10 protein-coding genes are annotated in these 14,884 nt (G+C 57.1%); 1 reads left to right on the top strand and 9 read right to left on the bottom strand.

Going from position 1 to position 14,884, the window contains the following annotated elements:
* Positions 1-224 precede the first annotated feature (224 nt).
* The 6 genes from glgP to asd all read right to left on the bottom strand — a co-directional run bounded on the left by glgP (position 225) and on the right by asd (position 10,953).
* Positions 225-2,672 (bottom strand): glycogen phosphorylase, encoded by a 2,448-nt coding sequence (glgP, locus tag ACG0Z5_RS15450; protein ID WP_394448822.1) that lies wholly within the window; start codon positions 2,670-2,672, stop codon positions 225-227.
* Positions 2,673-2,689: 17 nt separating this feature from the next.
* Positions 2,690-4,123, bottom strand: coding sequence for a glycogen synthase GlgA (gene glgA / locus ACG0Z5_RS15445; RefSeq protein WP_394448819.1), 1,434 nt, complete (start codon positions 4,121-4,123; stop codon positions 2,690-2,692).
* 11 nt (positions 4,124-4,134) lie between these two features.
* On the bottom strand, positions 4,135-5,418 hold the full coding sequence (gene glgC / locus ACG0Z5_RS15440) for a glucose-1-phosphate adenylyltransferase (protein ID WP_394448816.1): 1,284 nt from the start codon (positions 5,416-5,418) through the stop codon (positions 4,135-4,137).
* 22 nt (positions 5,419-5,440) lie between these two features.
* On the bottom strand, positions 5,441-7,429 hold the full coding sequence (gene glgX / locus ACG0Z5_RS15435) for a glycogen debranching protein GlgX (RefSeq protein ID WP_394448813.1): 1,989 nt from the start codon (positions 7,427-7,429) through the stop codon (positions 5,441-5,443).
* A complete protein-coding gene (glgB, locus tag ACG0Z5_RS15430; RefSeq protein WP_394448810.1) occupies positions 7,426-9,612 on the bottom strand; it encodes a 1,4-alpha-glucan branching enzyme in 2,187 nt (728 codons plus the stop codon). Before glgB ends, glgX begins: the two co-directional genes overlap by 4 nt.
* Before the next feature lie 234 nt (positions 9,613-9,846).
* The gene (gene asd / locus ACG0Z5_RS15425) at positions 9,847-10,953 is read right to left on the bottom strand and encodes an aspartate-semialdehyde dehydrogenase (protein WP_394448807.1); all 1,107 of its coding nucleotides are present in this window, start codon (positions 10,951-10,953) and stop codon (positions 9,847-9,849) included.
* A gap of 206 nt (positions 10,954-11,159) precedes the next feature.
* On the opposite strand from asd, the gene ACG0Z5_RS15420 reads away from it, so the two are divergent.
* On the top strand, positions 11,160-11,753 hold the full coding sequence (locus ACG0Z5_RS15420) for a YhgN family NAAT transporter (RefSeq protein WP_394448804.1): 594 nt from the start codon (positions 11,160-11,162) through the stop codon (positions 11,751-11,753).
* A 103-nt stretch (positions 11,754-11,856) separates the two neighbouring features.
* Here the strand turns inward: ACG0Z5_RS15420 and gntU are convergent, their stop codons facing one another.
* The 3 genes from gntU to gntR form a co-directional block, all read right to left on the bottom strand.
* Positions 11,857-13,197, bottom strand: coding sequence for a gluconate transporter (gene gntU, locus ACG0Z5_RS15415; protein ID WP_394448801.1), 1,341 nt, complete (start codon positions 13,195-13,197; stop codon positions 11,857-11,859).
* Positions 13,197-13,727 (bottom strand): gluconokinase, encoded by a 531-nt coding sequence (gntK, locus tag ACG0Z5_RS15410; protein WP_394448798.1) that lies wholly within the window; start codon positions 13,725-13,727, stop codon positions 13,197-13,199. Before gntK ends, gntU begins: the two co-directional genes overlap by 1 nt.
* A gap of 131 nt (positions 13,728-13,858) precedes the next feature.
* Positions 13,859-14,854, bottom strand: coding sequence for a gluconate operon transcriptional repressor GntR (gene gntR, locus ACG0Z5_RS15405; RefSeq protein ID WP_319627051.1), 996 nt, complete (start codon positions 14,852-14,854; stop codon positions 13,859-13,861).
* Positions 14,855-14,884: the final 30 nt, after the last annotated feature.

The raw sequence follows: 14,884 nt of genomic DNA, 5'->3' as shown, positions 1-14,884 counted from the left end.
TGGCTGAATGCGGAAGAACAGTCCCGCGTGGCGCAATGGCTGGTGCAACACGCGGGAAAGCGTGAACTGTCGTTGGCGTCTTAGCCGACGAAATCCCCTCACCCTAACCCTCTCCCCAAAGGGGCGAGGGGACGGTTCCCCCTCTCCCTAACCTTCTCCCCAAAGAGGTGAGGAGCGGTTTTCTCCCTCTCCCTTTTAGGGAGAGGGCCGGGGTGAGGGTTGTTTTACAACCTTACCGGATCGATATGCCAGATTGTCTCCGCGTACTCCTGAATCGTGCGGTCTGACGAGAAGTAGCCCATGTTGGCAATATTGCGCATCGCTTTGGTAGTCCACTCTTCCGGGTTTCGATACAGCTCATCGACGCTCTCCTGACAGTCAACGTAGCTGCGGAAATCGGCCAGCACCTGATAGTGATCGCCAAAGTTAATCAACGAATCTACCAGGTCACGGTAACGCCCCGGCTCCTCTGGGCTGAACAACCCGGTGGCAATTTGCGACAGCACCTGATGCAGCTCTTCATCCGTGTCGTAGTAATCCCGCGGCTTGTAGCCTTTGGCGCGCAGCGCATCGACCTCTTCCGCAGTATTACCGAAGATAAAGATATTCTCGGCCCCGACGTGCTCCAGCATCTCGACGTTGGCCCCGTCCAGCGTGCCAATCGTCAGCGCCCCGTTCAGGGCAAACTTCATATTACTGGTGCCCGATGCCTCGGTGCCCGCCAGTGAAATTTGCTCGGACAGATCCGCCGCCGGGATGATTACCTGGGCCAGACTCACGCTGTAGTTGGGGATAAACACGATCTTCAGTTTGTCGCCAATCTGCGCGTCGTTGTTGATAACTTTTGCCACGTCGTTAATGAGATGAATAATGTGCTTCGCCATGTAGTAGGCCGATGCGGCCTTCCCGGCGAAGATGTTCACGCGCGGCACCCACTCGGCGGTCGGATCAGCCTTGATGCGGTTATAGCGGGTGATCACATGCAGCACGTTCATCAACTGACGCTTGTACTCGTGGATACGCTTAATCTGTACGTCGAACAGCGACTTAGGATTAACCACCACGTTGAGCTCGCGGGCGATGTACTCCGCCAGCCGCTTTTTGTTCTCAAGCTTAGCGTGCTGCACCGCCTGATTGACCAGCGGGTAATCCAGATGCTGTTCCAGTTCGCTGAGCTGGCTGAGATCGGTGCGCCAGGTGCGGCCAATGTTTTCATCCAGCACGTCTGACAGCGGCGGGTTAGCCAGCGCCAGCCAGCGACGCGGCGTCACACCGTTGGTGACGTTGGTAAAACGCATCGGGAAAATCTTGGCGAAATCCGCGAACAACGACTGCACCATCAGGTTGGAGTGCAGTTCGGACACGCCGTTAACCTTGTGGCTGATAACCACCGCCAGCCACGCCATGCGCACCCGACGCCCATCGGACTCATCGATTATCGAAGTGCGACTCAGCAGCCCGGTGTCGTTCGGATACTGTTCCTGTAGGGTTTTCAGGAAGTAGTCGTTAATTTCGAAAATGATTTGCAGATGGCGCGGCAAAATTTTGCCGAGCATGTCCACCGGCCAGGTTTCCAGCGCTTCGCTCATCAGCGTGTGGTTGGTGTACGAGAAGACCTGGCAGGTCACTTCGAACGCCTCATCCCAGCTGAACTTATGCTCGTCAATTAACAGCCGCATCAGTTCAGGGATCGACAGCACCGGATGGGTATCGTTGAGGTGAATGGCGATTTTAGCCGACAGATTGCTGTAGGTTTTGTGCAGCTGGTAGTGGCGGCTGAGGATATCCTGCACCGTGGACGACACCAGGAAATACTCCTGACGCAGGCGCAACTCACGCCCGGAATAGGTAGAGTCGTCCGGGTAGAGCACGCGGGAGACGTTCTCGGAGTGGTTTTTATCCTCCACCGCCGCGAAGTAATCGCCCTGGTTAAATTTACCGAGGTTGATTTCACTGCTGGCCTGCGCGTTCCACAGGCGTAGCGTGTTGGTGGCGTCAGTATCGTAGCCAGGAATGATTTGGTCGTAGGCGACCGCGAGGATCTCTTCGGTTTCGACCCAGCGCGATTTTTTGCCTTCCTGCTGGATACGCCCGCCAAAGCGCACCGCATAGCGCGTGTTATGCCGCTTAAACTCCCACGGGTTGCCGTATTCCAGCCAGTAGTCCGGGGACTCTTTCTGACGGCCATCGACGATGTTCTGTTTAAACATCCCGTAGTCGTAACGGATACCGTAGCCGCGCCCCGGCAGGCCGAGCGTCGCCAGCGAATCGAGGAAACAGGCCGCCAGACGGCCCAGACCGCCGTTGCCTAAGCCGGGGTCATTCTCCTCATCAATCAGCTCTTCAAGGTCAAGCCCCATCCCTTCCAGCGCGTTTTTGACATCGTCATAAATACCGAGCGATAACAGCGCATTGGAAAGGGTGCGGCCAATCAAAAACTCCATCGACAGGTAGTAAACCTGCCGTACTTCCTGAGATAACTGGGCGCGGTTGGAGCGCAGCCAGCGCTCAACCAGGCGGTCACGCACGGCAAACAGCGTGGCGTTCAGCCATTCGTGTTTATTGGCGATGGCCGGATCTTTGCCGATAGTGAACATCAGCTTGTAGGCAATCGAGTTTTTCAATGCCTCAACGCTGAGCGTGGGTGATGCGTAGGTAAACGGTGCATTCATAGCAATGGGTCCTGTGATTACATCAAGCGTTGATAAAGCTCGCGGTAAGATGTCGCCGCGACTTGCCAGCTAAAATCCATGCTCATCGCCTGACGCTGGACATACCGCCAGAGCGAGGGGCGCGACCACAACACGAAAGCACGCCGGATAGCCCTTAGCAGCGACCAGGCATTACTGTCTTCAAACACAAAACCACTGGCGACGCCGTCGGCCAGGTTTTCCAGCGAGCTGTCAGACACGGTATCCGCCAGCCCGCCGGTACGCCGCACCAGCGGCAGCGTGCCGTATTTCAGTCCGTACAGCTGCGTTAAACCACACGGCTCAAAGCGGCTCGGCACCAGAATCACGTCGGCGCCGCCCATGATGCGGTGCGAGAACGCTTCATGATAGCCAATCTGTACGCCCACCTGCCCCGGATGCTCGGCGGCAGCGGCGAGGAAACCTTCCTGCATCACCGGGTCACCCGCCCCCAATAACGCCAGTTGGCCGCCCTGCTCGAGCAAGCCCGGCAGCGCTTCCAGCACCAGATCCAATCCTTTCTGGCTGGTCAGGCGACTGACTACCGCGAACAGCGGCACTTTTTCATTAACCTTCAGCCCCATCGCAATTTGCAGTTGGCGCTTATTTTCGGCCTTCTCTTCCAGCTGATCGCGGCTGTAGCGCGCCGCCAGCAGCAGGTCGTTTTCCGGGCTCCAGATCTCAGGGTCGACGCCGTTGAGGATCCCTGACAGCCGCCCTTCCTGATGCCGCTGGCGCAGCAGCCCTTCCATCCCGTAACCAAACTGTGGCTCGGTAATTTCCCGGGCATAGGTTGGGCTGACCGCCGTGATGTGATCGGCGTAGTACAGCCCGGCCTTCAGGAACGAAATCTGACCGTTAAACTCCAGCCCATGCATGTTGTAGAACGACCACGGCAGGTCAATCTCATTCATGTGATGGGCGTAGAACATGCCCTGGTAAGCCAGGTTATGCACCGTAAATACTGACTTTGCCGGATGGCCGCGGGCCGCGAGATATGCCGGGACCAGGCCCGCATGCCAGTCATGCGCATGGACAATTTCCGGACGCCAGAACGGGTCAAGCCCGCAGGCCATTTCACTGCCCACCCACCCTAACAGCGCAAAACGCAGCACGTTGTCGGTGTACGCAAACTGGTTGGTATCGTGGTACGGGCTACCGGGGCGCGCATAAAGGTGTGGGGCATCAATCAGATAGATGCCCACGCCGTTAAAATGGCCGAATAACAGCGAAATCGGCCCGGCGAACGTATCGCGACGGGTTACCACCTGTGCGTCCGTCACCCCGCGACGAATATCCGGGAAAGCGGGCAGCAGTACGCGCGTATCCACTCCATCGGCAATCTGCGCTGCCGGTAACGCGCCAATCACATCCGCCAGACCGCCGGTTTTCAACAGCGGGAACATCTCTGAACATACATGTAAAACCTGCATTATCGCTCCTGTCAGCCCTGCAGTTTGCGCAGCATTTCACGCGTAACCAGCACAATACCTTCCTCAGATCGGTAGAAGCGACGCGCATCCTCTTCCGCATTTTCCCCAATGACCATGCCCTCAGGTATGACGCAGGCCCGGTCGATAACACAGCGGCGCAGACGACACGAGCGCCCGACCCACACGTCCGGCAAAAGCACAGCCGAATCAATGTTACAGAACGAGTTAACGCGCACCCGCGGGAACAGCACCGACTGCACCACCACCGAGCCAGAGATGATGCAGCCGCCGGAGACCAGCGAGTTCAGCGTCATCCCGTGACTGCCGGAACGGTCCTGCACAAATTTGGCCGGGGGGAGCGACTCCATGTGCGTGCGAATCGGCCAGTCCTGGTCATACATATCAAGTTCTGGCGTGACCGAGGCGAGATCGAGATTGGCTTTCCAGTAGGCCTCAAGCGTGCCCACATCGCGCCAGTACGGCTCGGCTTCCGGGTCAGACTGTACGCACGATAATGGGAAAGGATGTGCATACGCCATGCCAGCTTTAACGATTTCCGGGATGATATCTTTGCCGAAGTCATGGCTGGAGTTGGCATCGTCGTCGTCGGCGGCGAGCAATTCATAAAGATAGTCGGCATCAAAGATATAGATACCCATGCTGGCAAGCGCTTTGCTGTCGTCGCCCGGCATGGTTGGCGGCTTGGCCGGTTTTTCGACGAAGTCGATAATCTTGTCTTCGTTATCCACTGCCATCACGCCGAACGCAGTTGCCTCAATAACGGGCACCGGCATACAGGCTACGGTGCAGCGTGCGCCCTTTTCGACATGGTCGATGAGCATCCGCGAATAGTCCTGTTTGTAGATATGGTCCCCGGCGAGGATAACGATATATTCCGCCTTATAGCGGCGAATGACGTCGAGGTTCTGCGTGACCGCATCGGCGGTGCCGCGATACCAGTTTTCACCGCTAACGCGCTGCTGAGCGGGCAGAAGGTCGACAAACTCATTCATCTCTTCACTAAAAAACGACCAGCCGCGCTGAATGTGCTGCACCAGGGTGTGCGACTGATACTGGGTGATCACCCCGATACGGCGGATCCCCGAGTTAATGCAGTTAGAGAGGGCAAAATCGATAATGCGAAATTTGCCACCGAAGTGCACGGCAGGTTTAGCCCGGGTCGTGGTTAAGTCTTTGAGTCGGGTTCCGCGCCCACCGGCGAGGATTAGCGCCACCGATTTGATCGGCAGTTGACGCGCTAACATCAGAGGATCGTTCTTTTCAAGTCTAACCATGATTAACTCCTTTCCTCGCTCGTTATGCTTCCGAGCGGACCTTTTCGAAGACGCACACTCCGTGCGCGGGCCCATGCCAGACAGCCAGGGTTACCGGATTATCCTCTCCGGCAAATGGAGGAATGGCGCGCCATTCCCCTTCAGGTAAAGCAAAATCTGCAACGTCCTGTGACGCGTTTAAGCAAACCAGCCAGTTTTCCGAAAGCAGGATTTGCATCCGGGGGATACCATGATGCCACTCGTCTGCGCTCAGGGGCTGCGCAGCCGGATTAAGCCAACCAACGTTGCCGTCGCCCTCCTGCCACCAGCTGTCCCGGGTTAACGCCGGGATGCGCTGGCGCAAATGAATGAGTGCCGCGGTAAACGTGGTCATGCCCGCGTTGGCCTTTTCCCAGTCGAGCCAGGTCAAAGGGTTATCCTGGCAGTACGCATTATTATTGCCATGCTGGCTATGGCCGTGTTCGTCCCCGGCCAGCAGCATCGGGGTTCCCTGAGATAACAGCAGCGTGGCCATCAGGCCATGGACGCTGGCCCGTCGCCGCTCGATAACATCAAGGTTGGCGTCTAATCCTTCTATACCATGGTTAAAGCTATGGTTATTGTTAGTGCCGTCGCGGTTTTCTTCCCCGTTTGCCTCATTGTGTTTCTGATTGAAACAGACGCAGTCGCGCAGGGTGAACCCGTCGTGGGCGGTGACCAGATTGACCGAGGCAGACGGTTTACGCTCCCCGCGCTGGAACACATCGCTGGACCCCGCAAAGCGGCTGGCGAAATCCCCGAGCGACAGGCTTTGCTGGAGCCAGAAACGCCGTACGGCATCGCGGAAATGATCGTTCCATTCCGCGAACAGTGGCGGGAAATGACCGACCTGATAGCCACCATCACCAATGTCCCACGGTTCCGCAATCAACTTCACGGCGCTCAGCTGCGGATCGTTTTTGATCGCCTCAAACAGCGGCGCATCCTGACGAAATTCCGGCGTTCTCCCCATCACTGAGGCCAGGTCAAAGCGGAAGCCGTCCACGTGACACTCATCGACCCAAAAACGCAGGCACTGGCGGGCATATTCCACCGAGCCAGGCGTGCTGAGATTCAGGGTGTTACCGCAACCGGTCCAGTTGTGATAATCGCCATCCTCCCTTATCCAATAATAGCTACGGTTGTCGATTCCGCGCAGGGAGAAGGTCGGCCCATCAAGATCAACCTCCGCGCTGTGGTTGAGCACAATGTCGAGGATCACCTCGATTCCCGCGGCGTGCAGCGCCTTGACCGCATCACGAAATTCGTTGAGCGCGGTATCAGGCGACCGGGCGTAACGCGGATCGACGGCGAACATTGCCAGCGGGTTGTAGCCCCAATAGTTGGTCAGCCCAAGGCGCTGTAAACGCGGCTCGCTGGCAAAGTGCGCCACCGGCAGCAGTTCAATCGCCGTGATGCCGAGCTTTTTGAAGTAGGCAATCATCAGCGGATGGGCGAGTGCGCCATAGGTGCCCGCGAGTTCTTTGGAAATGCCCGGATGCAGGTAGGTCAGCCCTTTGACGTGCGCTTCGTAGATAACGGTATTACCCCACGGCGTGCGCGGCGGGGCGTCGTCTTGCCAATCGTACTCCAGACTGACCACCACTGACTTCGGCGCGACGCCCGCGCTGTCGCGGTTATCGGGTTGGTCATGACCACCGTGCAGCCGATCGTCGTCCCGGGCTTCGCCGTCCACGCGGTGGGCGCAGGGGTCCAGCAGCAGCTTCGCCGGGTTAAAGCGATGCCCCTGCGCGGGGTCCCACGGGCCGTGAACGCGAAAACCGTAGCGCAATCCAGGCCGGGCATTGGCCAGATAACCGTGCCAGACGTTGTCGCTGCGGCCCGGTAAATCTTCCCGATGCTCGTTGCCGTCTTTGTCAAACACACAGAGTTCTACCCGTTCCGCATGCGCGGAGAAAAGGGTGAAGTTCACGCCCTGACCGTCGAAGCTTGCGCCGAGCGGGGTGGGTTTCCCTGCCGTGAGTTTACTCATTCGGCCTCCCGGACCAGCCAGATAGTCGACAACGGGGGCAGCGTCAGCGACAGCGAATTTGGGCGGTTATGGCTGGCAATGTCGTCGCTGTACACGCCGCCACCGTTACCCGCGTTACTGCCGTGATAGTGCATCGAATCGGTGTTGAGCACTTCGCGCCAGCGGCCCGGCTGGTTGATGCCAAACCGATAGTGGTGGCGAGGAACCGGGGTGAAGTTGCTGGCGACGATAATTTCGTTACCCTGGCGGTCGCGGCGTACAAAGACAAACACTGAACGTTCATGATCGTCGACCACCAGCCACTCAAAGCCATAGCTGTCGTAGTCCAGCTCGTGTAGCGCTTTATGGTGGCGATAGGTCAGGTTCAGGTCGCGCACCAGGCGCTGCACACCGTGATGCCAGTTGTCGCCGCCGTTCAGCAGATGCCAGTCGAGGCTGCTGTCGTGATCCCACTCGCGCCCCTGAGCAAATTCATTGCCCATAAACAGCAGTTTTTTGCCGGGGAAGGCATACAGCCAGCCGTAGTAGGCGCGCAGGTTGGCAAATTTCTGCCACGCATCGCCCGGCATTCGGTCGAGAATCGATTTCTTGCCGTGGACCACTTCGTCATGCGACAGCGGCAGCACGAAGTTTTCGGTGCCGTTGTACAGCATGCCGAAGGTGAGTTTGTCGTGATGATGCTTGCGATACACCGGGTCGAGCTTCATGTAGTCGAGGGTGTCGTGCATCCAGCCCAGGTTCCACTTGTACCAGAAGCCGAGCCCGCCCATATCCGGTGGACGCGACACGCCTGCGAAATCGGTAGACTCTTCTGCCATGCTCACCGCGCCCGGCACCTGTTCGCCGAGAATACGGTTAGTGCTGCGCAGGAATTCGATGGCTTCGAGGTTCTCACGCCCGCCGTGTTCGTTCGGCACCCACTCGCCCGCTTTGCGGCTGTAGTCGCGGTAAATCATCGACGCCACGGCGTCCACACGCAGGGCATCTATGCCGAAACGCTCAATCCAGTACAGCGCGTTGCCGACCAGAAAATTTTGCACTTCCCGGCGGCCATAGTTGTAAATCAGGGTGTTCCAGTCCTGATGATAGCCTTCACGCGGGTCGCTGTGTTCGTACAGCTCGGTGCCATCAAATTTCGCCAGCGCAAAATCATCCGACGGGAAATGGCCCGGCACCCAGTCGAGGATCACGTTCAGCCCGGCGTTGTGCGCGGCGTTGATGAAGTAGCGGAAATCCTCCCGCGTGCCGAAACGGCGGGTCGGCGCGTAGAGCCCGGTAGGCTGATAACCCCAGCTGCCGTCGAACGGATGCTCATTGATCGGCAGCAGTTCCAGGTGGGTGAAGCCCATCCATTTGGCATACGGCACCAGTTGGTCGGCCAACTCGCGGTAGCTCAACCAGAAGTTGTTATCGGTATGGCGACGCCATGACCCGAGATGCACCTCGTATATAGCAATCGGCGCGTCGAAATTATTGGCCTGTCGGCGCGATTCTGGCTGCTCGATTTTTTCTGGCAGACCGCAAATCAGCGATGCCGTTTCCGGGCGCATTTGCGCTTCGAAGGCGTACGGGTCAGATTTGATCCGCAGGTGACCGTGGGCATCGATCATCTCGAATTTATAGAGCTGACCGTTGTGTGCTCCGGGAATAAAAAGCTCCCAGATACCCGACTCCGCCCGCAGGCGCATCGGGTGACGACGACCGTCCCAGTAGTTGAACTGCCCGACCACCGACACGCGACGCGCGTTCGGTGCCCAAACAGAGAAACGGGTGCCGGTCACGCCTTCCATCGTCGCCGCATGGGCGCCCAACGTTTCGTAAGGACGCAGGTGCTTGCCTTCCGACAGCAGCCAGGCATCCATCTCCTGCAACAGCGGGCCGAAACTGTACGGGTCATCAATCAGGTTTTGCTGTCCGTGCCAGAGCACAGCCAGCTGATAGCGGAAAGGATTTTTGCGGCGTGGCATAACGCCACAGAAGAAACCGCGCGCATCGAGGCAGTCGAGCTGGCCTATCTGGCGTCCGGTTTTGGGTTCGACGACCCACACCTCGGTGGCGTCGGGTAACAGGGCGCGGACTTCCAGCCCCGCGTCGGTGTTATGCATGCCAAGCACGGAAAAGGGATCCGCAAAATGGCCAGCAATAAGGGCATTAATCACGTCTCTATCAATACGATCGGACATGCTATTCATCCTGTTATAGGTGTCGCTGTTTCCAGTACCTGTAGCGACTTTTTTTGACCTGAACGACGCAAGACCTGTGCTTCCTTTTCTGCGTCATCCCACCTCAAGGAAAAACTCTTCCTTAAGCATAGCCAAGGCTTTATCTGACTCCTGGTAAAAATGAAGGTAATAGTTATTACGTATAAGATGACGGGCACAAAAAAGGGGTGACTCAGCACCCCTTTTTTCATTTTGTTACGCTAACTGTCGCAACATGCGGCGTAGCGGTTCGGCGGCGCCCCACAAGAGCTGGTCCCCGACGGTGAAGGCCGAGAGATATTCCGGCCCCATGTTCAGCTTACGCAAACGCCCGACCGGGGTGGTCAGCGTGCCAGTCACCGCCGCTGGCGTCAGTTCGCGCATGGTGATATCGCGGTCGTTTGGCACCACTTTGGCCCACGGATTGTGTGCCGCCAGCAGTTCTTCTACCGTCGGAATAGAGACATCTTTTTTCAGTTTGAGGGTGAAGGCCTGGCTGTGGCAGCGCAGCGCGCCGACACGCACGCACAGACCGTCGACCGGAATAACGTTTTGGCTGGCGAGAATTTTGTTGGTCTCGGCCTGGCCTTTCCACTCTTCGCGGCTCTGGCCGTTATCGAGCTGTTTGTCGATCCACGGGATCAGGCTTCCGGCCAGCGGTACACCGAAGTTGTCGACCGGCAAATCGCCGCTGCGGGAAAGCGCGGTGACTTTGCGTTCGATATCAAGGATCGCCGACGCCGGGTTCGCCAGCTCGTCCGCGACGTAGTTATGCAGGGCGCCCATTTGGCTGAGCAATTCACGCATATGACGCGCGCCGCCGCCGGAAGCCGCCTGATAGGTTGCCACAGAGACCCACTCAACCAGGTCCTGCGCAAACAGGCCGCCGAGGGACATTAGCATCAGGCTGACGGTACAGTTCCCGCCGACAAAGGTTTTCACGCCGTTATTCAGGCCATCGGTGATGACAGCCTGGTTAACCGGATCCAAAATGATAATGGCGTCATCTTTCATGCGCAGCGAGGACGCCGCATCAATCCAGTAGCCCTGCCAGCCGCTTTCACGCAGCTTTGGATAGATTTCGTTGGTATAATCGCCGCCCTGGCAGGTGACAATGATGTCGAGTGCCTTCAGCGCCTCCAGATCAAAGGCATCCTGCAACGTGCCAGCACTCTGGGTGCCGAATGCAGGCGCAGCCTGACCAAACTGTGAAGTGGAGAAGAAGACCGGGCGGATGGCGTCAAAATCGCGCTCTTCTACCATGCGTTGCATGAGTACTGAGCCGACCATTCCGCGCCAACCGATAAAACCAACATTTTTCATAGCGTGTATTCCTGCAGAGGTATGTGCTGATGTGCTGACCCCGATGTTCTCGAAAGAATGCAGGGTATGCCTCACATTACAAAATGCAGCCAAAGTCGCAAGTGAAAAATATCAATGATTATGCAGGATTCAGTAAAGAAGCTTATTTAACGCGTCATTTTCAACGCGTAGAGGCCGTGTGAAACACAATTATCAGGGAACAATTTATGAGTGAAATCCTTTCCGCTGCGGTGCTGTTGATCCTGATTATGGATCCGTTGGGCAACCTGCCGATTTTTATGTCGGTACTGAAACACACCGAGCCCAAGCGCCGCAGGGCTATTATGATCCGCGAGCTGTTAATCGCCCTGCTGATCATGCTCATCTTCCTGTTCGCCGGTGAAAAAATTCTGGCGTTTCTCAACCTGAGCGCGGAGACGGTTTCTATCTCTGGCGGCATTATTTTGTTCCTGATTGCTATAAAGATGATTTTTCCCGGCAACGATGGCGGCAGTAACGGCTTACCGGCCGGTGAAGAACCGTTTATCGTCCCGCTGGCCATTCCGCTGGTTGCCGGGCCGTCGCTGCTGGCAACGTTAATGCTGCTGTCGCATCAATATCCGAATCAGATGAGTCATTTAGTGATAGCCCTGATGCTCGCCTGGGGCGGTACGGTAGCGATTCTGTTGCAGTCGGGTCTGTTTTTGCGCCTGCTCGGCGAGAAAGGGGTTAACGCGCTGGAGCGTCTGATGGGGTTGATTCTGGTGATGCTCGCCACCCAGATGTTCCTGGATGGCATCCGGGTGTGGATGAAGGGGTGACACCGAGTCGCCTGCTGCCCTCACCCCGACCCTCTCCCACGGGGAGAGGGAGAAAAGAACGGTTCCCTCTCCTGTTGGAGAGGGTTAGGGTGAGGGGGAAAATCTAGCTCAGCAGCGTAAACGCAATCATCCCGACAATCGCGCCGACGGTGCCCAGAATGGTTTCCATCAGCGTCCAGGTCTTCAGCGTCTGCGCTTCGGTAGCGCCAGTAAACTTACCGAACAGCCAGAAGCCTGCGTCATTCACATGACTCACCACAATCGAACCGCCAGCGATACAGATAGACAGGGCTGCCATCTGCGCGCCGGTGTAGTGCAGCTGTTCGATAACCGGCATCACCAGACCCACCGCCGTCAGACAGGCTACGGTCGCAGAGCCCTGAATGATACGCACCGCCGCCGCCAGCACGAAGCAGGTAATGGCAATCGGCAGGCCCATCCCGGTCAATGCTTCACCCAGCGCCGGACCCACGCCGGAATCTACCAGCACCTGTTTGAACACGCCACCGGCACCGATAACCAGCAGAATAATCCCCGCCGGTTGCAGCGCGGCGCCGCAGATTTCCATCACCCGGTCTTTCGGCATTCCCTGACGCATCGCCAGGCCGTAAATCGCCACCAGACACGCCACGAGGATCGCGGTGAACGGATGACCAATAAACTCAAACCATTCGTAGGCGGTCGAACCCTCCGCTACAAAATGAGCGGCAATGGTTTTCAGACCCACCAGCACCAGCGGCAGCAGGATCAGCGCCAGGCTGAAACCGAAGCTGGGCATTTTGCCTTCGCCCAGATGCGGCTCGGAGATGTCGTCCGGAATGTGCAATTCAACGTAACGGCTAATGAAATTGCCCCACAGCGGCCCGGCGATAATCATCCCCGGAATAGCCGCGCACAGACCAATTAAAATCATCCAGCCAAAGTCAGCGTGCATCTGTGAGGCCAGCAGCATCGGCGCAGGCCCAGGCAGCAGGAACGCCGCGGCGGCGGCAACGCCCGCAAACAGCGGGATCACCAGCTTCACCAGGTTGGTGCCGGTGTGACGCGCCATCGAGAACGCAACGCTAATCAGCAGCACAATCGCCACTTCGAAGAACAGCGGTAGCGCACAGATAAGCCCTGCGAGGCCTATCGCGTAGTGCGCCCGACTGTGTCCAAAGGACTTCAGCATTTTGACCGCAATCTGATCGACCGCGCCGGTCTCATGCAGAATTTTGCCGAACATCGCTCCCAGTGCGACCACAATCGCGAGGAAGCCGAGCGTCCCGCCCATCCCTTTTTGCATCGTATCGGCGATTTTATCGAGCGGCATACCCGAGAAAAGCCCTGCACCAATAGACACCACCATCAAAGCAACAAAGGCGTGCATACGCGCCTTCATCACTAAAAACAGCAGCAGCAATACGGACCCCACGGCTGTTAAAACAAGCGTTAATGTACTCACTACTTACTGCCTTTGTTGATTAACTCAATAGTGCTGGCGACCACGCCCTCAAGCGGCTGATCGATATCGACCACTAATACATCGGACTCATCCGCACCCGGCTCTTGCAGGGTTTCGAACTGGGTGACCAGCATCTGGGTTTTAAAGAAGTGGCCTTTACGCGCCTTCAGACGGGTTTCGATCACGTCGAAATCGCCTTTCATGTAGATGAAGGAGAGGTTCGGGTTGCCTTCACGCAGAAGGTCGCGGTAGCTTTTTTTCAGCGCGGAACAGACGATCAGCGACACTTTATTGGTGCGCTGCATGGCGAAAGCGGCGTCGTTCAGGGCCTGCAGCCACGGTTTACGGTCGTCGTCGTTCAGCGCTTCGCCGGAGGACATTTTGACAATATTGCTGCGCGGATGGAGGAAATCGCCGTCAAGAAACGCGGCATGAAGCTGATACGCGACTTCGCTGGCGACGGCAGATTTTCCGCTTCCAGAGACGCCCATCAGAACGTAGACATGATGATCATGGTTAGTCGTGCTCAAAGCGATGCTCCCACAAGGTCAGTTTGTTACGGGTAACTGTTATCGGTAACATTGTCCTGCCGGACTTTTGGATAAGCAATAACCTGTCGGACGATAAACTGAGTTGTGTGATCTACTTCAAACTTGTCGGATTAAATAGATCCACCCGGTGACAATGTGAAACCTAAATCTAACATCTTAGGCGTAACAATTTCACCCCGGATACGTGCCAGCAGACGTTCAGCGCCAATGCGGCCCATACGTTCACGCGGGGTCAGGACACTCGCCAGACGCGGTTCCATCACCTGGCCGATGTCGTGCCCGTGGAAACCGGCAATCGCCATGTCGTCAGGAATTTTTAAGCCCAGACGCTGACACTCAAACGCCGCGCCGACCGCGAGGTCATCGTTAGTACAGAAAATACCGTCGAGCTGCGGATATTCACGACGCGCCTGACGCATCAACTCAATGCCGGAGGAGTACGACGACGACTGCTCAACCATCACGCTGTATGGGGTAAGGCCCGCCTCGCGCATCGCCTGCTCGTAGCCCTTCTGTTTAATGATGGTGCGTTCGTCGAGACGCGCCCCGAGATAGGCAATGTGGCGATGGCCGCGCGAAATAATGGTGGCGGTCATCTGGCGTGCGGCTTCAAAGTTGTCGAATCCGACGGCGATATCAATGCACGGCGACTGGCTGTCCATCAGTTCAACCACCGGAATACCGGAGACTTCAATCATTTTGCGGGTGCGCGCGGTGTGGGTACGCTCGGAGAGGATCAGCCCATCGATATTCCAGGAAAGCATGGATTCCAGACGCTCCTCTTCCATTTCCGGCTTGTAGCCGTAGTGCGCGAGCATTGCCTGATAGCCGTAGGCGTCGGTCACGCTTTCAATGCCTTTCAGCACTTCGGCGAAAACCTGGTTGGTCAAGGAAGGAAGAAGTACACCAATCGCGCGGCTGGTCGCATTGGAAAGAATATCCGGGGCGCGGTTGGGAATGTAACCCAGTTCATCCAGGGCGATAGCAATCTTGCCACGCAGCGCTTCGGAAACTTGTTCCGGGTTACGCAAAAAACGGCTGACCGTCATTTTGGTCACGCCGACGCGATCGGCCACATCCTGAAGTACGGGTCTTTTCTTTTTCATCGTCCAGAGGCTGATAAAGGGGGAGACATT

The sequence above is a fragment of the Scandinavium sp. M-37 genome (assembly GCF_043558715.1).
GTDB classification, from domain to species: domain Bacteria; phylum Pseudomonadota; class Gammaproteobacteria; order Enterobacterales; family Enterobacteriaceae; genus Scandinavium; species Scandinavium vulneris_A.
Note: the sequence above shows the minus strand (reverse complement) of the source record. Positions and strands in the feature narration are given on the sequence as shown.

What these genes read in the sequence shown, in the direction of transcription:
- glgP (WP_394448822.1), bottom strand. Translation starts at nt 2,672, where the DNA reads ATGAATGCACCGTTTACCTACGCATCACCCACGCTCAGCGTTGAGGCA.
- glgA (WP_394448819.1), bottom strand. Translation starts at nt 4,123, where the DNA reads ATGCAGGTTTTACATGTATGTTCAGAGATGTTCCCGCTGTTGAAAACC.
- glgC (WP_394448816.1), bottom strand. Translation starts at nt 5,418, where the DNA reads ATGGTTAGACTTGAAAAGAACGATCCTCTGATGTTAGCGCGTCAACTG.
- glgX (WP_394448813.1), bottom strand. Translation starts at nt 7,429, where the DNA reads ATGAGTAAACTCACGGCAGGGAAACCCACCCCGCTCGGCGCAAGCTTC.
- glgB (WP_394448810.1), bottom strand. Translation starts at nt 9,612, where the DNA reads ATGTCCGATCGTATTGATAGAGACGTGATTAATGCCCTTATTGCTGGC.
- asd (WP_394448807.1), bottom strand. Translation starts at nt 10,953, where the DNA reads ATGAAAAATGTTGGTTTTATCGGTTGGCGCGGAATGGTCGGCTCAGTA.
- ACG0Z5_RS15420 (WP_394448804.1), top strand. Translation starts at nt 11,160, where the DNA reads ATGAGTGAAATCCTTTCCGCTGCGGTGCTGTTGATCCTGATTATGGAT.
- gntR (WP_319627051.1), bottom strand. Translation starts at nt 14,854, where the DNA reads ATGAAAAAGAAAAGACCCGTACTTCAGGATGTGGCCGATCGCGTCGGC.